Origin of the sequence: Paenibacillus rhizophilus (genome assembly GCF_003854965.1) — a bacterium.
Taxonomy (GTDB): domain Bacteria; phylum Bacillota; class Bacilli; order Paenibacillales; family Paenibacillaceae; genus Paenibacillus_AQ; species Paenibacillus_AQ rhizophilus.
The window spans coordinates 92,055-111,546 of sequence record NZ_RQPI01000013.1 but is presented as its reverse complement, the minus strand read 5'-3'; the positions used below and the strand labels follow the sequence as shown (position 1 = coordinate 111,546).

The window sequence follows — 19,492 nt, the reverse complement described above, 5'->3', positions numbered from 1 at the left end:
AAACTACTATTGGTAATTAATGGGTTCGGTGCAATCGTAAGCCAGCATCTAGGGAAGCAGGCCGACATCTTGAATGATACCGGGCTTGCGCTCGAAGGATCGCCGGGGCATCGGCCGGATTGTGGCGGTTACCGGCCACCGGGGCTGCGGGATTACGAGCACCGCCGTGAATGTGGCCAGTGAAGCCGGCAAGCGTGGTTTAAGCGCTCTAATCGTCGATATGAATATCGATTACCGGAGCGCGAACATGTACTGTAGACACCAGGAACGGTACCCAAATCGCTGCCTTTAGAGGCAGTGAGCCAATGGTTAAGGAATTGTACCGTAACGACTGGAAAAATAATGGAACAACTGCGTATGCCATAGAATCTGTACAGCAAGCTGAAGTACGGAAGTACATAGAGAATTTAAAACTGGAGGAAGGTCAGAAGCTGTACCTCACCGGACATTCCTCTAGCGGTAATCTCGCCATGTATTCATCTTTTATTTTGCCGGATAGCATGCGAAAACAGCTGGTTTCGGCCTCTACCTTTAATGCCCCCGGATTCAACGGCAGGGTTCTTGATAAGTATAAGCACACTATCGAAGAACTGAACGAGAACGGACAGATAAAAGAATTTAGGAACAAGCATGACCTTGTCCCTGCCCTATTCATGATTCCGTCAGACGGTATCTATATAGACACCACTTCCAAGGAGTATACGGGATTTTCCCATCATTCCATGTTTTCACTGAAAGCAGCAGACAATCAGGAGCAGTTTCAGCCAACCGATGCCGACACGAAGGATCATCAGGATCTTGTGGACGCAGTTATGGATTCCTTCCGGTATGAAACCGATCTGGTCTACATTAACAACAAGAAGATTTCGGTCAATCTTCGGAACGAACCGCTGAACAGACAGGGCAATACCATCGTCTCCAAACCGGCAGTTTTAAGTGTTAATGATGATAAAGGAGTAAATGCAGTGCCGCTGCTGACCGTAGTAGACCGTGGCGCCGACGACTCCAGGTATAAAAAGAAAGTAGAAGAAATTTATCACTCGCAAGACAAAGACAACACCGACAGCACCCATCCTTACTGGAAAAATATACTGGAGGGCTATACTCAGTCCAGCACGCTGGGAAGTTTCGACAATTATAAGTATCGCGAGTTTGTTAAAACCGGCCAGCATATGTACAAGATTACGGAAAAAACAACTGTAAGCATCATCGTCAATAAAGACAATGTGCCGCTCTACACCGATGCGCGTATGTCGGACGGCAAGTATTATGTCAAAGCTTGGATCGCGGATGTAGAACTTGAAGACAGCAGTAACGCTTACAACAAACTGGGTAAGCTGGTCGGCGTCAAGCCGCTGGATGAGATTGAAGTGACCGTGAAAGGTTCCATGTACGACGATTTGAATAACTGAGATTAGGCGTACATATTCAAAAGCAACAAGTAGATGAAGGAAGGGCCGCAATCACGAGTTGACAACAGGAGAGGTGACTTGTACAAAAAAAGAGGGGAACAAGCATGATACAAAAAGTGGATCTTGAGCGCCTGCTGGCGCTATCCGCTGGCATCCAGCGCATTCGCCGCAGCCTGGAGGGCAAGTTGTCTGAAATGAACCGGAGCACCGGCAGGCTGCTTGCGCAAACCGGAAGCGGGTACACGGAGCCGTATGTCCGCCGGAGTGTGCAGGAAGCGGAAGACCACCTACGTGAGGTAATGGCCGCCGGGGAGCGGGTGGACCGGATTTTGGGCCGGCATGCCCAGAGTCTGGAGTGGACAGTTGACCGTTACCGGGAGTCGGAACGCCGGGCTAAGGCGCTTGCGGATGCGTCGCTATTGCCGAGGTCGCCGGAATGGAAGACGTTTAGCGGTCTCGGAGGGCCGGTTGCCCGCTTTCCGGTGTTTCTTTTCCCGGGGGAGCGGCTGAAAGAGGGGCTGTCCGCCGGCGCTGATGCCGAGCTAGTCTATGGATTGGAGCCGATATGGACCGACGAAATCATCGCCGCGCTGATCCGCAAACTGCAGGAGGGTACGGAAATGGAACGTGTTTCCGCCCGGAAGCAGCTGCGGGAGATTCGGGAGCAGTTGAAGGAGCTGGCGCGCAGCCGGACGGCAGCGGAGGTCTACCGGGCCTTCGGCAACGCGGCTTACGAGAAGGAAGCGCTGCGGTATGCGAATACGCTGCGGACTTCGCTCGAGATGAAGGGGATTTCGGCAGCGGTGCTTGAAGCGACGGCGGTGATCCCCGGCGATGTCCCGTCTCCTCCGCTGACGGCCTGCCGGTACAATCCGCTGGCCGCGGATAGGTCGCCGCTGCCGGAGGAGAAGGAACTGCAGTTGGTGCTCACGGCCGCGATGGCCAATGCCACGTACCGCCAGTGGGTGCAATCCCATTATGAGGCGATTGCGTTATCGGTACGGCAGGCAGTGGCGGAGCAGCAGGAGCTGGAAGCTATCGCCGCGCTGTACGGGAAGCTGCCGGAAACGGAAGTAATGCTGCTGCGGAAAGCGCTAAAGGCACAGGGCTATGCGCTAGAGATGGACGAAGATACGTTCACGCCGGACCTGGTGTCTGCGCTGCTGCAATACGGAGCCGCGCGCGAGCCGGAGGCGGCCGTGGATCGCCGCACGGCGGTGTCTCGGGCGCTGGTGCTGCTGAGCGGGGATCTGCCGGCGGAGCGGATCAACAGTGATCTGCTGCAAATGCTGGTGATGCGGTATGCCCGGGAACAGAGAAGCCTTACGCTGAATGCCGACGGCCAATCGGAGAGTGATTTCCTGCGTTATGTGTGGAGTCAGGGCTACGATCCGGAAACATTCGACCTGGTGCCGCCATCTCTGCGGGAAGGGTTAGGTCTGAAATACAGTGAAGCCTACTTTGCGGTGCAGAAGGAGAAGGACTGGAGCCAGGCGGGGAAGGTGCCGCAGTGGATGAACGTGACGGCCTCGTTTCTGACGGGCTCGGTGAACGGAGCAGTGGACGGGGTCGTTGGTCTGGCAGAGGGAGCGTATCAGGTGCTCCGGCACCCGATCCAAACGGGCGAGGCGATTGGAAGCCTGATGGAGCAGGGAGCTAAGAAACTTCGTCACCCGGTGGAAAGTATGAAGGAACTGCAGGGGTGGGGTGAAGGAAAGATCGAAGCGTTCCGGGAGATGACGCCGGAGCAGCGGGCGTATGCGCTGGGACACGCAGCGGGGAATACCGCGACAAATGCAATCCCGGTGGGCAAAGCGCTGCAGGGTGTCAAATGGATGGTTAAGAGTGATGCCAAGGCGCTGAGGTTGCTGCTGCAGGAGAGGAAAACATCAGGCTCCCGCTCCAGGTGGGGGCTTCCGCCCAGGCTGGCGACACCGGAGGGCCTAACTGTACCGGGCTCGTCCCATCCCGACTTTACGGTGCATGAGGTACGGAAATCGGAGGGGTGGGGGATTGAGGGGACGGGTAAAGTTCCTGATAAGACTTTTGTTGATAATCCTATTGATGATACGGGGAAACTAATACCGAATGCGCAGTATAAAGCGGGTGAGCACCAATATGATTATGAAACAGACCATCTCGGTAGGATTGAAAAGTTTACCGCTGATGATCTAAAATTGACTACTAGAGAAGAGCGATTGCCACATGATTCAAATACACCAGGCAAAGAGCCCGGCGACCATGCAGGCCATCTGGCTGGGGATAGATTTGGTGGTTCACCAGAGATTGATAACCTTGTCTCCCAGTCAAGTAAAATTAATCTAAGCGAGTACAAAAAAATAGAAAATGAATGGGCAAAAGCGTTACAATCAAATCCGCCTAAGCATGTATCAGTTGAAGTAAAAGTAAATTACGAAGGGGATTCACTTAGACCGTCTAGTTTTAATGTGATCTATGAGATTGATGGCAAGATTAAGGTTGTTGATCTGGTCAATTAGGAGGTAATAATATGACAAAGGTATTTGAAGATTACTTCTCGGAACTACAGGCGGATATGGTTTCGATTTGTATGGAATACGTAAGTAATAAAGCAGAGATGATCTATATTTACGCTACAAATGAATTTGATCAATTTAGTTCTGATGTATTTTATAAAATAAACGGTCAGATTGTTGAAAAGCACAAATTAAATACTGCTGTCGAAACAGATGATCGTCATTCGCAGCCTATTTACAATGTGTCAAAAGAACGGCAGATCGCAGTGCTTAATATTTGCAATCAAAATTTACGTAAAATTAAGGACTTGTGTCAGAAATTCAACAGAGATATGCCTACGGAAATGAAACTGATTTATGATGTTTCAAGAAATAAATTGGAGGCTCAATATAGCTACGAAATTAAATACTCAAATGATCCAGTAAAAACAGCTGGGCATATTTTCGATGAGTGGTTTGAGGAAATGGGCGGGAAATTGTAGCCGCTGCAAGTTGGTTGCGCAAGCTGATCTACCAAAACGTAAAACGGCGTATTTTTCAATCCAATGTCATACAAACGCACCACGCAACACGTATTAAGCGGGCGGGAGATAACGAAGCCAAGTAAATTTGATTATTCTTCCCTGCGAAGATTAAACCGAATCGGAAATAGGATCCAAATAGTGCGGCAGGATGCGGCAATTTTATCGAATCCATTCGGGAGTTACCGTTAATATCTAGGCTGTCTTGTTATCCATGGATTATTCCGATGTGACAAATTCAAGATTCAAAAAGTACGGCTACACTGATTCCATCCCCCGTACCATCTTGAATGTCATGCTACAGTATGGCTATGATGAACAGGAAGCACAGCGGCAATATCTCTTATGGAGAATTGTCATTCCAGGCTTCGAGTCATTGCTAGTTAATGAACTTCCTCCAGACACAAACTCTGCAATCCTTATATATAACTATGAATATAATTGTGATTATAAAGAAGTTAAAAGAGACGGTTATAACTACGTTTTTATTGGTAGTGTGCAGTACGAGTAAATTATTGAGTGTAATAGTTGGTAGTATGGGTTATGGGCTGCCCAGTGCCGAATGAACCCAACATTCAACCAATAACACATATAACCCATATAATATCCGTATAAGGATTTTTCCAATTCGTTTGTACGCACATCAATGCTTGAATTTTATATCCTAAATAACGCTTTTCCGTTACATTAAACAGGTCGATTATGGTCAGATACCACCATGATTGACCTGTTTTTTATGTCTGCCCCCACCATTACGCATCACGCAACGTTGGTTGGGCTGGTGGGGAAGAACAGAGCTAGGCATACTCAGTTTTTCATGGATATTGCTTCAATTAGAGGATTGTCTCCATTATTAGACCTGTCAAACAGACCGCACGGACTTTAAAACTCCGCTTGGTTTGTTCGTCTCGTACCCTGAATGGGTAGATACATTAAGATTACGTTATCGGGGAGAGGATGACGGAAGTCAGTTTAAAAGCGTTTCGCGGATTAGCAAAAACGTGGTCGGAGGTGAATTATCAGGTACAGACCGAAGACTGGAAGCGTGGTAATGTGCTTCAAAAATGAAACGGATTGCCTAAAATCAACAAAAATAATTATTGACTAAACGATCCGGAAAGGTTAATATGAAATCACAAGGAGGTGGACTACAGGAACTGCAGGCACGGAAATTATAATACTTAATGCAAGGTTTTATTTTTTTACAGATTCCAGACCGAATGATCTAAATTAAAAGGAGGAAAACAAAATGAATACCAACGGACTTACAGCAGGAGCCATTCGCGAGCGGGCACAGGAGACATTTCGGAATCACTTGAAATATTTATCGGGCGGAGATATTGAAGCGTGGATTAGTCTTTGGCACGAAGATGGCGTTCTGGAATTCCCTTACGGCCCCGCAGGTTTTCCTGAATTCAAACAAGGGAAAGCTGATATATACGAATATATGCTGAACTTCCCGAAACACTTCGAGGTGCATTTTACAAATCTGGAGTTCCATCCGGCTGTCGATCCCGAGCTTGTAATCGCGGAGTTCAAATCCACCGGGAAGCACAGAGAAACGGGGAACCCATACAATCAGACGTATATCAGTGTCGTTGAAACGAAAGACGGCCTCATTACGCGCTATCGGGATTTCTGGAATCCGCTGGTCGCGATCGAATCGATTGGCAGCATGAACGAAGTTGTTCAATTTTCCGGGAACCAAAAATAATATTGACTGAATGATCTGGAAAGGATAAGATGAAGGTTGTTACAAGGGAGGAGTGCTCTTCAACCATGGCAAGAAGTAAGGAATTTGATACAACGCTAGCTCTGCACAAGGCTATGGAGGTATTCGGGCACTACGGCTACGAAGGAACTTCCCTGCAAAACTTGCTCTATGGGTTGGGCATAGCCCGCCAAAGCCTGTACGATACTTACGGGACCAAGCGTGATCTTTTCGTCAAGGCCGTAAAACATTATGTGAATGAGAAATCGGATGCGGTCATTTCATATTTGGAACGTCCAGGTTCGGTCAAGAAGGCGATCGCTGATATTTTCCATGAAATTGTGGCTGTTCTGCAAGATGGGGAGCGCCGGAAGGAATGCTTCATTATGCACAGCGCCATTGATCAGGTTCCTCATGATTCGGAAATCGCGGCGTTTTTTGAACGGGATATGACCCGTTTGGTCCAGGCCTTTTATGAAGCGCTGGTTCGCGCCCGCAATCAGGGTGAACTGAATGGAAATCGTGATTTGTTGGCTCTTGCGCGGTATTTATACCATGAGAGATATGCGCTGACCCAAGTGGCTAAATTAACCACCGATCCCAAAGTTTTGGACGATATTGCTGCGGTTACGCTTTCCAAGCTAGACAATTAATGGAGCGCAATGAGACGCTTCATTATATTTTTGGATGTTATAGATCGATTGGTCTGGAAATAATACGCTCTTACTGTGCTATGGAACTCGGGGATAGAGTCGGCTATGTTGGCCCTATTCCCGCTATAATACGCATCTATTTTTTAGACTGAACGGTCTGATAAAAAAAGGAGTAGATTTCATGAATTCAAATAGACACAAAGGATTGGCATTGACGATTTTGGCTTTATCCCAACTCATTTTGGCTCTCGATTACACGATTATTTTTGTAGCTCTGCCTTCCCTTGCAGCAGACTTGGGCTTTAGTGCGAACCAGCTGCAGTGGGTCATCAGCGCCTTTTCCCTTGCCTTTGGAGGATTCCTGCTTATCGGTGGAAGATTGTCCGATTTGCTGGGCAGACGGCGGATGTTCATCATAGCCATGGGGATCTTCGGTCTAGGCTCTCTGCTTGGCGGTATCGCAGACTCTCAGCTGTTCCTCATTATTGCAAGGGGACTCCAGGGTATTGGCGGAGCGCTGCTGTCACCGGCTACACTGTCACTGATCATGTCCAACTTTGAAGAAGGCCCGGAACGCAACCGTGCATTAGGCACTTGGGCGGCAATGGGTGGAGTGGGCATGTCCATTGGGTTATTGCTTGGCGGCGTGTTAACAAGCTTTATCGGCTGGGAAGCCACCTTTTTTGTAAATGTTCCCATAGCTATTTTTGTTATTATCCTCGCTCCGATCACGCTTGTGGAGAGCAAGGCAGCATCTTCAAAACGCCATTTTGACGCATTAGGCGCGATTTCCGTAACGGCCGGCATGATCTTGATTGTAAATTATCTTATTCAAGCCCCGGTCGTAGGCTGGCTTCATCCATCAGCTATTATTCCTGGAATTATCGGCGCTATTCTGCTTCTGTTATTCGTAGTCATTGAACGTCGCACGAAAGATCCTTTGATCCCCTTTAGACTGTTTCGGATACGGAGTTTGACTGGGGCCGCGATTACCGCAGCGTTGTTCTCCGCATCATTCGGTACGTTATACTATTTCCTCACGCTATATACGCAAGAGGTTCTGCATTACTCTGCCATTCAATCCGGATTAAGCTTTCTGCCGCTGACCATTAGCGCTTTTGCAGGCGCGAAGTTGATTAACAAAATGCTGGCAACTGTAGGCGCAGCCGGAACAATTGCAAGCGGCATGGGGCTTGGGGTGATTGGTTTTATGCTGCTTACCCAGCTCTCTGAGCACGGATCGGCATGGGGGATCATTCCGGGGACCGTTATCATCGGTATTGGTCAGGCCTTTATTTTTACAACGATGTTTATCGCGGCAAGTTCGGGAATTGATATGAAAGAACAGGGTGTTGCATCCGCTATCGTCTCTACCGGACAACAAATTGGCGGAGCGATCGGATTGGCTGTCATCATGGCCATTATCTCTGCAAGTCTCGGCACTAACGCTACTTTGGAAACGATGGAGCCCTCGGATTTAACCGGAGCGATTCACATGGCATTCATCATTGACGCTGTTATCGCGCTTCTGGGCATTCTCGTATCGTTCATAGCGCTTAAGCAAAAAAATGCCGCGGTTATGGAAGCAAAGTCGCTGCATGAATAAAAGGAGTGCTTAATGTCCTTATTATTTTAATGATCATAAAAGGCTATGAATGTCTGCGCGAGTAGAGTTCAAGGCCTTTTTCGGCGGAAGCCGGCAAGCGAAGGGAGCGATGGGCTTTCAGGTCAGCCCGCCACGCTCGTGCGAACACTTGACTTAGATCTTACTCTAGGACCTATAATTAAGATAACGTACCTGAATCAGAGATAAGATATTATGAAAAAGAAGGCATCCTGCCGTTCATCAAACGAAACGAGAGCGGCATACGCATGTATGAGGAAGAACATATCGACTGGCTTAAATTCATATGCTGCCTCCGCGATACGGGCATGTCCATTTCACAGCTGAAGGATTTTGTTGAACTTACCGTACAGGGTGACGGAACGACTGAACAGCGTATACAAATGCTTGAGCTGCAGAAGAAAACCGTTCAAGAGCAGGTCAACACCCTGATGTCACATATCGGGATGATTGACTTCAACGATCTTCCAAATAAACGGCAGGATTCCATAATGGATACTCCGGCTGCAGACGGCTGACTTGATCCAGACGGGACAGCTCTTCTTCGTTCAACACGATACCCGATGCTCCAAGATTGTCCCGAAGCTGGTCAGGCCGTTTGGCTCCGACAATAACGCTTGTGACGGCCGGTTGATTCAGCAGCCAGGCCAGCGCGATTCGGGCGACCGAGGTTTCCCGCGCTTTTGCGATCTCCTGCAAGACATCAATCAGGACATAGCCCTTCTCCCGGTCAACCGGTGGGAAATCGAATTTGTTGCGCCGGTCATCCGCTCCGCCTTGATTGTCCCGAGTATACTTGCCCGACAGAAATCCGCCGGCCAAAGGACTCCACACGAGCAAGCCCATTTTCTGATCCTGAAGGACGGGGATGATATCCCGCTCAATGTCGCGTCCGGCGAGCGAATAATAAGACTGGGCCGTCTGGAAGGCATGCAAGCCCAATTGCCGGGAAATGCCGCTTACCTTCATCATCTGCCAGCCTTGCAGGTTGGAGCAGCCGATATATCGAACCTTGCCGCTGCGGACGAGATCATCAAGCGCGCGCAAACTTTGTCAAAGTTAATCATGAAAGGAATGCATATGACACCATCAAAAAACGTTCTGGTCGTTAGCGTATCGATCCTGCGGGTATGAATAATATCACTTGGGGGACGGCTTATGAAGCAGGATAAGGACTGGTATTGGAAATCGGATGAGGAGGTTGGGCTGACTAGGTCCCGTGAGCGGTTTCGTGTCGGTATGCTTATTTTCATTATGACTGTGACTGCTGCCATTCTCGGTGGCTGGTTGCTCATCCAGGGTGTTAAATTAATAATAGTAAAAATAATCTGGCCGCTGCTGTATCATTTCCTGGATTATATTTCTGACCATCTTGTTTAGGCGTTCCCCGCACATGCGCAAAATCACATCATGATTTTCAGAAATACGATAAAATTTTCATAAAAATTGCTGGTTTTTGGTGGATTCCAAAATGGCGAATGATGAGGTTAACAGAGGAGGCATCTTGATGATTAATGCAGAGACGCTTGAAAGCTATTATGAGAAGAAGGGCAGATTGCAGCAAAATTTTCTGTCCAAACAGTTCCAGGCCGATCTTCCCAAATTTTCTACGCATGAAGAGGCAGCGAGCTGGTTCAAGGAGCTTTTCGGGGACGACTTCATCTTTGTAGAGAAGATGAAAGCGGCTAACGAAGCGGAATTCTACTACCTGTACGACATTATTCATGACCGCGAGAGATGGGAACGCAGAGAAAGAGATATTAGGGAGAAGGGCTTTGCGAACGGATTGGGTATGCTGCTGTGCGCACAGCGGGTCGATATTTATGAAGATGGCGCTGTAGAATTGGCATTTTAATAAATACTTGAAATAAGTTTTGGACAAGCGACCGGTCGATGCAGTCTAGTGCATGGCTGGTTTTTGTTTGTTTGCTAGTGATAAGATAGGATAAAAAAAGTAGGGGTCATTATCTATGAAATTACTTACAACCATGGCTGTTGTTGCGATCTTGCTCGCCTCCGCCGGATGCGGGAACGGGACAGCTTCAACCCCGGGACAAGGGGCAAAAGAGACCCCGGCTCTGGCGGCGGCAACGGCGGCTCCGTCAAGCGAGGCCTCCCTGCCGACAGCGGGTCCAAGCGGAGCGCCGGACGACGCCAGCCCGGCTGCAACTGGCGCGGCACCATCACCGGAGGCAAGCGTGTCGGCGGCTCCTGACAAATCGGCGTCAGGCGGGGCAAGCGGCTCTGCGGCTCATGAAGACAAAGAAGTTTGGGCTGCGGTCGACAAGGCGCTGGAGAGTGAGAACTACAGTTCCGTTGTAGAGATCTTTGAGAAAGTGCCTGATCCAAGCGAAGATCTTAAGGCGATGTATAACCTTGCCCTGTACAATATTTACGGACAGGACGGAGACGACGAGAAGTCGCTGGAATACTTATATAAGATTCCGGCGGGCTACAAGGGAAGACATGCGGACCTGGTATCGTATTGGAAATTTATTTATGAATCCTTCGCCCAGGGCCGAACGGATAACATTACTTTTGACGAGTACAAGCAGAAATATTATCAATCCGGCAAAAGCACGCACTAGCGCGCTCAGGAAGAGGGGATATTGGCTTTCTCATCCCCCTTTTTTAATACCTTTATCCCCACAGTTTTCTCTCCCATCCATTTATCAGGTTTAGCAAACATCCTTAAGTTTCAACTATTGACTTTTATTATGAAAGCCATTACAATCTCCTCGAACGAAACCCATTTCGATAAGGGGGTGAACAGCCTTGATTACCATTTATGACATCGCCAAACGGACGGGTTATTCTCCGACCACCGTGTCGAAGGTGTTCAATAATTACAACGACGTCAGCGTCAAGACCCGGGGTAAAATTTTGGATGCCGCAAAGGAAATGGGGTACTTGCCCAATTCGCATGCCCGGACATTGATGACCAAGAAGTCGTGGACGATCGGGATATTGTTCAACGAACCTTCCGGTGTGGGTATACGCCATCCGTTCTTCAACGGCGTCATTGACAGCTTCAAGAAGACAGCGGAGGCGGAAGGGTACGATCTGATGTTCATTTCCGACAATATTGGCGGCAAGAGCAGCAGCTATGTGGAGCATTGCAGATTCAGAAGCGTAGACGGCGTTATCGTTATTATGGCCGATCGCAAGGACCCGGGCCTGCAAGAGCTGCTGGAGAGCGGAATTCCCTGCTTCCTGCTCGATTTCGAGTCGTCGCAGGCGGGAACCATCTGCTCCGACAATATTAACGGCAGCTTCCTAGCGGTGCAGTACCTGTATGAGCTGGGGCACCGCCAAATCGCCCATATTTCAGGCGGCACGGATACGTTTGCGGGACAGCAGCGGCAGCTTGGCTACGAGATGGCAATCGACAGGCTGAAGCTAAAGAGGAGAGAAGAGTATATTACCGGGGGCGGAGGCTTTTTTTCGGTGGAAAGCGGGTATGAGGCGATGAACCGATTGCTCGATTTGGAGCAGCCACCAACGGCTGTGCTGGCTGCCGGAGATAATCTGGCCCTCGGAGCCGTCAAAGCGATTCGGAACCGAGGTTTGCAGGTTCCGGAGCATATTTCCGTGATCGGGTTCGACGATATTGAGGCAGCCGGACTGGTATACCCCGGGTTGACTACGATTCGCCAGAATGTGCAGGAGATGGGCAGCCGTGCGGCGCAGATGCTGATCCATTCGATTGAAACGGTCCGCGCTCCGGAATCGGTCGTTTTGCCTGTGGAACTGGTAATACGGGATTCGTGCCGGGCCATATAGCGTTGACCGTCATAGCGATTTAGGCTGTTAGGACATCCGAAGGATGTCTGCGCGGCTTTTTTCGAAACCTATTTCGCTGCTGATTTATCGATCTGGATAGGGCTCCAATGCAATTGTGACTGTGATTGCCGGGTACCGGGCCCGAGAGATGTAATGTAACGGTTCTTTCTTTTATCAGACGGTATAACGGATATCAGACGGTATAACGGAAAGAGAGGTTAAATTATGCCAGCTTATTATTATGAGGATCGGAATTTTGTCATTGAGGAGTTCGATAAGGCCAAGACGTTCGCAAGCTTTCTTCCCGGCTTGGCCGGACGGAAAGGGATTCCTTTATGGGCTTTCTATGTCAACCGCGGACAGGGAATTTCCAGCTTCGGCATCAGGGACAAAAACTCTCCGATCATGGAGTTCTCCCCGGCAAGCATCAGCTACAAGAACGTGGCGGTGAACGGATTCCGTACCTTCATTAAGCTCAAAGGAGCGTCTTCCGTATATGAGCCGTTTCAGGACATGACGGAGAGTGCTTCCCTCAAACGGACGATGAGAATCGGGCGCAACGAACTGACCGTTGAAGAAATCAACCGTACGTTAAATCTGCAGGTCAAAGTTGTGTATTACAACGTGCCGAACGACGGGTTTGCCGCGCTGGCCAGACATGTGGAGATTGTGAATTTGGCCGATTCGCCCCTTTCGCTGGAGATGCTGGACGGCCTTCCCGAAATTTTGCCTTACGGGGTGGATAATGCCGGGTACAAGGCGATGGGCAATCTGCTCCGTAGCTGGATGGAGGTCTACAATCTGGAGCATGCCATTCCTTTCTTCAAAATCCGTTCAAGCACCAAAGATGAAGCCGAGATCAGCGAGATTGCGGGCGGGCATTTCTATCTCTCGTTCAGCGATGAGGAACGGCTTATCTCCCCATTGGTCGATTATGAAACGATATTTGGCTATAATACTTCGCTTTCTTATCCTTCCGAATTCGCCAAAACTTCCTTGGCGGAGCTCATGAGCCGGCCGCAGATTACAGCGAACAAGGTTCCCTGCGGCTTTACCGGCAAGTCGGCGGAGCTGGCTCCGAGCCAAAGCTTGAACCTGTATACGCTGATCGGACATACGAGCGATATCGAGATGATGAACTCCCGGGCCGGGCGGCTCTGCTCGTCTGACTATTTCCGCAAGAAACGCGAAGAGGCCGCCGAGCTGGCGGAACGACTCACGGATGATATGCATACTTCCACTTCGTCGCCGCTGTTCGACGCTTACTGCAGACAGAGCTATCTGGACAATGTGCTGAGAGGCGGATACCCGATTCTGTTCGGCAAAGGCAAAGAGGCCAAGGTGTATCATTTGTTCTCCCGCAAGCACGGGGATTTGGAACGGGATTACAATTTCTTCTCCCTCGCTCCGGAATATTATTCCCAGGGCAACGGCAACTTCCGGGATATGAATCAGAACCGCAGAAACGATGTGTTTTTCAACCCGGATTCGGGGGCATTTAACGTCTATATGTTCTTCAGCCTGATTCAAGCAGACGGATACAATCCGCTGCAGGTAAAAGGAAGCACCTTCCAGGTGCCGGAAAAACGGCAGAAGGATCTGGCTGCGTGGCTGGAAAGCGCGGCGGGCAGTCACCGAAACGAGCTTGCAAAGCTTGTCGCGAGCCCCTACACTCCCGGGCGGGTCATCCATTTTATAGAAGACAACGGGGTTCGGCTGCAAGCCGGGGAAGAAGATTTTCTGGAGAAGCTGATCAGCCTGTCGGAACAGAACATCGAAGCGAATTTCGGCGAAGGTTATTGGATCGACCATTGGACCTACAATATGGATTTGGTGGAGAGCTACCGGGCTGTTTTTCCGGACAAAATGGAAGAGCTGCTGTTCTCGCCGGGCACCTGCCTTTTCTTTGACAGTCCTGTTAGGGTGCTGCCGCGCAGCGAAAAAACCGTGCTGAAGCACGGGAAGGTCCGTCAGTATGGAGCGGCCGTTCACGATGAGGAGAAGCTGGACCGCTTCGGAACCGGACTGGAAGAAACCCGCTGGCTGAAGGCCGGGAACGGGGGAGGAGAAGTATACCGGACGAATTTGTTCGTCAAAATGCTGTCGCTGGCCCTGATCAAAATGTCTACGTTGGATCCTTTCGGAATGGGGATTGAAATGGAGGGAAACAAGCCGGGGTGGAACGACGCCATGAACGGGCTTCCCGGGTTGTTCGGTTCGGGGATGGGAGAGACCTTTGAGCTGAAGCGGCTGGTCGATTTCATTTTGAAAGCGCTATCCGAAATGCGGAAGCATGAGGATTTTGCCGACCGCAGCGCCGCGCTCCCGGAGGAGATCTACAACTTGCTAATAAGGGTGTATGAAATCGTGTCCTTACGGATAAAAAACAGACTGACCGAATTCGAATGCTGGGATCAGGCCGCTTCGGCACGCGAACGGTACCGGGAGGCGATCCGCTTCGGAATTACCGGCCGGGAGAGACCAGTATCCTATTCAACACTTCTGACGATTTTCAAGGTGTTTCTTCAGAGACTGGATCAAGGCATCGCCAAGGCCGTGGAGCTGGGGGGCGGGCTTGTCCCCACCTATTTCCGGTATGAGGCGGAGGAATACGTCCCATTGGCGGATAATAACGGCAACCCCGTCATCGCCGGATGCGGTTTGCCCGTTGTAACCGTAAGCCGTTTCCGCGCCGAAGCGCTGCCAGCTTTTCTTGAAGGTCCGGTTCACATGCTGAAGACGGTGGGAAATCCCGAGCAGGCGGGAGCAATTTATCAGGTGGTGAAGACAAGCGGCCTCTACGATGAAAAGCTCAAGATGTACAAAACATCCGTCAGCCTTGACGGACAACCGCAGGAAATTGGCAGAATCCGGGCGTTCACGCCAGGATGGCTGGAGCGCGAATCGATCTTTTTGCATATGTCCTACAAATATTTGCTGGAGCTTCTGAAGACCGGCCTGACTGGACCGTTCTTTGAAGAATTCAGAAATACACTTATCCCGTTTCAGGACCCGGCCGTATACGGGCGCAGCACATTGGAGAATTCATCCTTCCTCGCAAGCGGAGCCAATCCCGACCCGAGCGTTCACGGCAGAGGGTACGTGGCCCGGTTAAGCGGGTCGACCGCCGAGTTTATAAGTCTTTGGCTGCTTATGATGGCGGGGAAACAGCCTTTCCGGCTGGGCAATAATGAAGAACTCATCCTTAGGCTTGAACCGGTTCTGCCCGGCTGGCTGTTTAATGAAGAGGGCAAATTGTCGTTCAGATTTCTCGGCTCGGCGGCTGTCACCTATCATAATGAACGGCGTGCCGATACGTTTGGGGACACAGGAGTGTTCGTCCGCAGCATAACGCTGAGGGATAAGGCGGGCAACAAGACCCGGGTGGAGGGCAGCGAGCTGGCGGGTGCCCTTGCGGAAGATGTGCGAAGCGGCTTATACCCGGAGCTGGAAGTTGTGCTGGGATAGCCGCGGGAGGCGAGGGACAACCGAATGGTCCCTCGCCGTCATGGCGCTAGCAGGTATTGCGGCGCGAGTGCCAACTTTCGAAACCGATTTCGAAATCAATCGGAAAGAAGGATGTTTATGTCGACCAACGTTCAAAAGTGGAAATTCTCCGGCACGGACGGCAATTTTATTTTACAAGATCCCCATCAAACGAGTTATTTGTATTTTCCGCTTGTCAACGAGGCGGGGATGATGTCTTCCATCACTCCCCTATTTCATGGAGATATAAAGGCGAACCATAACACCTTCCTGTCGGAGCCGGTGTCCGCCGAAAGTCTACACAACTCCCGGGCCTCCCGGAATTTCTGGGTATACGCGGAAGGGGCCGGACCCTGGTCCTGCGCGGGAAACTCGGCCATCCAGCACACCCGCCATTTTGCGGCGGCGGAACCGGCTGAACGGGAACAAGTCAAGCTGGAGGCGGGATTTCTCTGGCATAAGCTGACCCGCGAGAGCCCGCTTCTGTCCTTGAAGTCCGAGGTGGTCAGCTTCATTCCCGCGGGTCCGGACAAGGTGGAATTGATGAAGGTTACTCTGACCAACACCGGTGATCGGGCTATCACCGTGACGCCTACGGCGGCGATTCCGCTGTATGGCCGATCCGCCGACGATCTCAGGGATCACCGGCATGTGACCTCGCTGCTGCACCGGATCTATACTTCGGCCGGCGGGATTGAGGTGCAGCCCGCCTTGTCTTTCGATGAGCGGGGGCACCGGGTCAATACGGTAACCTATACCGTATTGGGGCGCGAAGGCGATGGCGGTAATCCGGCCGGATTCTTCCCGGCGGCGGAAGGCTTCATCGGAGAGGGCGGTTCCTATGAATGGCCGGAGGCGGTTGTCCTTAACTCCCCGCCGCAGGCCGGCCCCGGAGCGGTACTCGAAGGCTTGGAAGCAGCGGGCGCCATCCGGTTCAATGATGCCACGATACAACCGGGAGACTCGAAAGTTTATATCGTGGCGATGGCGATTACGGAAGACCGGATCGATGAGGAGTATTTTAAGCGGGAGTATATGTCGGAAGCGCAATTCGACCGCCTTTTGGAGAAGACGAAGGCTTATTGGCACGGGAAGGTAGACGCCGTTCAGTTTCATTCCGCGGACCAGGAGTTTGATCTGTGGATGAAATGGGTGACGCTTCAGCCGATTCTGCGCAGGCTGTACGGCAATTCCTTCATGCCCCATCATGACTATGGACGCGGCGGAAGAGGGTGGCGGGATTTATGGCAGGATTGTCTGGCTCTGATGATTATGGAACCGGAGGAAGTCCGGGGGCTGCTGTTCAACAACTTCGCCGGCGTGCGGATCGACGGAAGCAATGCGACCATTATCGGCAGGCTTCCCGGAGAATTTGTGGCCGACCGGAACAACATTCCCCGCGTCTGGATGGACCACGGCGCCTGGCCTTTCCTGACGACGCTGTTCTATCTGAATCAGAGCGGGGATTTGGATTTTCTGCTGCAGGAGCAAACCTATTTCAAGGACGCCTTTGTGAACCGCTGCAAGGGACGGGATGAATCCTGGACGCCGGAGAGCGGCAATCTGCTGAGAACGGCGGGAGGGGGAATCTACCGGGGGACCATACTGGAGCATATTCTGCTTCAGCATTTGACGCCTTTTTATTTGGCGGGAGAGCATAACCATATGAGGCTGGAAGGGGCGGACTGGAACGACGGGCTGGACATGGCCGCGGATCGCGGGGAAAGCGTGGCGTTTACGGCCTTTTATGCCGGCAATTTAAGGGAGCTCGGGGCCGTTCTGCGTGAACTGCGTCAGCGTACCGGCAGCGGCAAGGTGGATTTGGCCGAAGAAATGCTGGTGCTGTTCGACTCTTTGGATCATCCGGTCGATTACGACTCCGTCTCCGGGAAGCATGAGGTATTGAACCGGTATTACGGGCAGGTGGCAGGAACCGTCAGCGGCCGCAGGAAGGCCGTGGATATTTCCCTGATCGCGGGCGATCTGGAGCGCAAAGCGAGCTGGACCGAGAACCATCTTCGAAGCAAGGAATGGATTGCTTCCAAGGACGGAAGCGAGTGGTTCAACGGCTACTATAACAACGACGGTGACCGTGTGGAAGGAGATCACCCGGATGGCGTGCGGATGACCTTGACGGGACAGGTATTTCCGATTATGAGCGGCGTGGCGACGGAGGAACAGGTCGGTGCCGTCATTCAAGCTGTGAACCGCCATCTACTGGATTCTCGGATCGGCTACCGGCTTAATTCCCGGTTTGGCAGCATTCAGCAAAATTTGGGTCGGGCGTTCGGGTTCGCTTTCGGGCATAAAGAGAACGGAGCCATGTTCAGCCATATGACCGTTATGTATGCGAACGCTTTATACAAGCGCGGATTTGTCAAAGAAGGGAAGGCAGTGCTGGATTCCATCTACTCTCTATGCGCCGATTTTGGGCAGAGCCGGATTTATCCGGGAATTCCGGAATACATCAACGAGCAGGGCAGGGGGATGTATCACTATCTCACAGGCTCTGCGAGCTGGCTGCTGCTAACCCTGCTGATAGAAGTATACGGGGTCAAAGGAAGGATGGGCGACCTGCTGCTTGAACCGAAGCTTTCGTCCGAGCAATTCGACGCTGATGGAAAGGCCTCGGTGAAGGCTAGGTTTGCCGGCCGGCACTTTCACATCGTTTACCATAATCCCGCGCGGAAGGATTACGGCTCCTATCATATTGACTTATGCGTATTGAACGGCGAAGCCGCAAGCTATGAGGCGGTTTCCGGCGGCTGCGTGCTTTCCCGCAGTCTGCTGTCCGGTTTGCCGGATGACCGTTTGCATGTGCTGGAATTGCGATTAGAGTGAGTCCAAGGCAAGTGGAGACATGCAACGGTCCTTTATGCCCTGCCAGTAACGAGAAGGAGAGCGAAGGAATGGGATATACTCTGAGAAACGGAATTTTAGAGGCGGATATCAGAGGTCCGGACACGGGGACCGGGAGCCGTTTTGACCGCACAGGCTGGATTACCCAGGTCAGACTGACATCCGGGCCGGAAATTCATGAGTTCTGCATGCCCGAAAGCATGGAGGCCGGCCGAGGAACGGGAGGGACGGGGCTATGCGGCGAATTCGGCATAAGCAGCCCCGCCGGATACGACGAAGCCGCGGCGGGAGGGCAATTTTCCAAAATAGGCGTGGGGCTGCTGACGAAACGGGAGAATGAGGATTACCATTTTTCCGGGCAGTATCCCGTTCTTCCCTATTCAGTGCTTACGGAGGTAAAAGAAGGCAGCATCCGTTTTGTCGTCATGCCCGCGGAGTGCGGCGGCTACGCCTTCCGGCTGGAGAAGCGGGTTGCGCTTCGGAAAGCGTCCATTGAAATTGATTATGTGCTGGAGAACCTGGGGAGCAGACCTCTGAAGACCGATGAGTATGTCCATAATTTCCTTGCCATAGACCGGCATCCGATCGGACCGGATTACCGGCTGCGCTTTCCTGTACCGGTTGATTTTGACGAGGTTGAATCGGATTATACTAGCGGCTTGCTTGCTGCGGAAGGGCGCGAGATCGGGTGGCGTTCCATGCCGGACAGGGAATTTTATGCCCGTCTCCCGGGTTGGGCCGATTCCGTACCCTATTATTGGGAGCTGACGCATATGCCAAGCGGAGCGGGCGTCAGGGAGTCCGGCGATTTTGCAGCGGACCGGTGCGCTCTGTGGGGCAAGAGCCATGTGGTATCCCCCGAAATCTTTATTTCACTTGAGCTTTCCCCGGGAAGTTCAAGAGGCTGGAGGCGAACATACGAGTTCTTCCATTATTCGGAATAACCCT

The 19,492-nt window shown here is 51.3% G+C and carries 15 protein-coding genes and 1 pseudogene; 15 read left to right on the top strand and 1 reads right to left on the bottom strand.

The genetic code is table 11. The features are described 5' to 3' along the window. The first annotated feature begins 73 nt into the window (after positions 1–73). From EH198_RS19005 to EH198_RS18970, 8 genes and pseudogenes are all read left to right on the top strand, one after another. A complete protein-coding gene (locus EH198_RS19005; RefSeq protein WP_124697104.1) occupies positions 74–292 on the top strand; it encodes a hypothetical protein in 219 nt (72 codons plus the stop codon). A 13-nt stretch (positions 293–305) separates the two neighbouring features. Continuing rightward, positions 306–1,412, top strand: coding sequence for an Mbeg1-like protein (locus tag EH198_RS19000; protein ID WP_246014433.1), 1,107 nt, complete (start codon positions 306–308; stop codon positions 1,410–1,412). Between the two features lie 104 nt (positions 1,413–1,516). Next, positions 1,517–3,910: a DNA/RNA non-specific endonuclease gene (locus EH198_RS25205; RefSeq protein ID WP_246014432.1), complete on the top strand. Its 2,394-nt coding sequence runs from the start codon at positions 1,517–1,519 to the stop codon at positions 3,908–3,910. A gap of 11 nt (positions 3,911–3,921) precedes the next feature. Beyond that, a complete protein-coding gene (locus EH198_RS18990; protein WP_124697102.1) occupies positions 3,922–4,389 on the top strand; it encodes a DUF600 domain-containing protein in 468 nt (155 codons plus the stop codon). A 1,288-nt stretch (positions 4,390–5,677) separates the two neighbouring features. Continuing rightward, entirely contained in the window at positions 5,678–6,142 is a 465-nt protein-coding gene (locus tag EH198_RS18985) for a nuclear transport factor 2 family protein (protein ID WP_124697101.1), read from the top strand. A 65-nt stretch (positions 6,143–6,207) separates the two neighbouring features. Continuing rightward, positions 6,208–6,792, top strand: a complete 585-nt coding sequence (locus EH198_RS18980) for a TetR/AcrR family transcriptional regulator (RefSeq protein ID WP_124697100.1) — start codon at positions 6,208–6,210, stop codon at positions 6,790–6,792. Between the two features lie 181 nt (positions 6,793–6,973). Beyond that, positions 6,974–8,398: an MFS transporter gene (locus EH198_RS18975; protein WP_124697099.1), complete on the top strand. Its 1,425-nt coding sequence runs from the start codon at positions 6,974–6,976 to the stop codon at positions 8,396–8,398. 197 nt (positions 8,399–8,595) lie between these two features. Continuing rightward, positions 8,596–8,934, top strand: a pseudogene (locus EH198_RS18970) (MerR family transcriptional regulator); the annotation flags it as partial. On the opposite strand, the gene EH198_RS18965 reads toward EH198_RS18970, so the two are convergent. Continuing rightward, positions 8,873–9,463, bottom strand: a complete 591-nt coding sequence (locus tag EH198_RS18965; RefSeq protein ID WP_124697097.1) for an aldo/keto reductase — start codon at positions 9,461–9,463, stop codon at positions 8,873–8,875. The pseudogene EH198_RS18970 and the gene EH198_RS18965 sit on opposite strands and share 62 nt — an antisense overlap. Before the next feature lie 111 nt (positions 9,464–9,574). Here EH198_RS18965 and EH198_RS18960 point away from each other — a divergent pair, with 111 nt between their 5' ends. From EH198_RS18960 to EH198_RS18930, 7 genes are all read left to right on the top strand, one after another. Then, on the top strand, positions 9,575–9,796 hold the full coding sequence (locus EH198_RS18960) for a hypothetical protein (RefSeq protein ID WP_124697096.1): 222 nt from the start codon (positions 9,575–9,577) through the stop codon (positions 9,794–9,796). 127 nt (positions 9,797–9,923) lie between these two features. Beyond that, complete coding sequence (locus tag EH198_RS18955) at positions 9,924–10,271, top strand: hypothetical protein (protein WP_124697095.1); 348 nt, start codon at positions 9,924–9,926, stop codon at positions 10,269–10,271. 115 nt (positions 10,272–10,386) lie between these two features. Then, positions 10,387–11,004 carry a hypothetical protein gene (locus EH198_RS18950; protein WP_124697094.1) on the top strand — a complete coding sequence of 206 codons (618 nt, stop codon included), beginning with the start codon at positions 10,387–10,389 and terminating at the stop codon, positions 11,002–11,004. A gap of 187 nt (positions 11,005–11,191) precedes the next feature. Then, positions 11,192–12,199 (top strand): LacI family DNA-binding transcriptional regulator, encoded by a 1,008-nt coding sequence (locus EH198_RS18945; RefSeq protein WP_124697093.1) that lies wholly within the window; start codon positions 11,192–11,194, stop codon positions 12,197–12,199. Positions 12,200–12,424: 225 nt separating this feature from the next. After that, complete coding sequence (locus EH198_RS18940) at positions 12,425–15,667, top strand: cellobiose phosphorylase (protein ID WP_124697092.1); 3,243 nt, start codon at positions 12,425–12,427, stop codon at positions 15,665–15,667. Positions 15,668–15,784: 117 nt separating this feature from the next. Further along, entirely contained in the window at positions 15,785–18,526 is a 2,742-nt protein-coding gene (locus EH198_RS18935; RefSeq protein ID WP_124697091.1) for a GH36-type glycosyl hydrolase domain-containing protein, read from the top strand. A gap of 68 nt (positions 18,527–18,594) precedes the next feature. Further along, on the top strand, positions 18,595–19,488 hold the full coding sequence (locus tag EH198_RS18930; RefSeq protein WP_124697090.1) for a hypothetical protein: 894 nt from the start codon (positions 18,595–18,597) through the stop codon (positions 19,486–19,488). Positions 19,489–19,492 lie beyond the last annotated feature (4 nt).

Coding starts and splice junctions, on each gene's coding strand:
- EH198_RS18975 (WP_124697099.1), top strand. CDS start 6,974: ATGAATTCAAATAGACACAAAGGATTGGCATTGACGATTTTGGCTTTA.
- EH198_RS18935 (WP_124697091.1), top strand. CDS start 15,785: ATGTCGACCAACGTTCAAAAGTGGAAATTCTCCGGCACGGACGGCAAT.
- EH198_RS25205 (WP_246014432.1), top strand. CDS start 1,517: ATGATACAAAAAGTGGATCTTGAGCGCCTGCTGGCGCTATCCGCTGGC.
- EH198_RS19005 (WP_124697104.1), top strand. CDS start 74: ATGATACCGGGCTTGCGCTCGAAGGATCGCCGGGGCATCGGCCGGATT.
- EH198_RS19000 (WP_246014433.1), top strand. CDS start 306: ATGGTTAAGGAATTGTACCGTAACGACTGGAAAAATAATGGAACAACT.
- EH198_RS18930 (WP_124697090.1), top strand. CDS start 18,595: ATGGGATATACTCTGAGAAACGGAATTTTAGAGGCGGATATCAGAGGT.
- EH198_RS18940 (WP_124697092.1), top strand. CDS start 12,425: ATGCCAGCTTATTATTATGAGGATCGGAATTTTGTCATTGAGGAGTTC.
- EH198_RS18980 (WP_124697100.1), top strand. CDS start 6,208: ATGGCAAGAAGTAAGGAATTTGATACAACGCTAGCTCTGCACAAGGCT.
- EH198_RS18985 (WP_124697101.1), top strand. CDS start 5,678: ATGAATACCAACGGACTTACAGCAGGAGCCATTCGCGAGCGGGCACAG.
- EH198_RS18955 (WP_124697095.1), top strand. CDS start 9,924: ATGATTAATGCAGAGACGCTTGAAAGCTATTATGAGAAGAAGGGCAGA.
- EH198_RS18950 (WP_124697094.1), top strand. CDS start 10,387: ATGAAATTACTTACAACCATGGCTGTTGTTGCGATCTTGCTCGCCTCC.
- EH198_RS18990 (WP_124697102.1), top strand. CDS start 3,922: ATGACAAAGGTATTTGAAGATTACTTCTCGGAACTACAGGCGGATATG.
- EH198_RS18960 (WP_124697096.1), top strand. CDS start 9,575: ATGAAGCAGGATAAGGACTGGTATTGGAAATCGGATGAGGAGGTTGGG.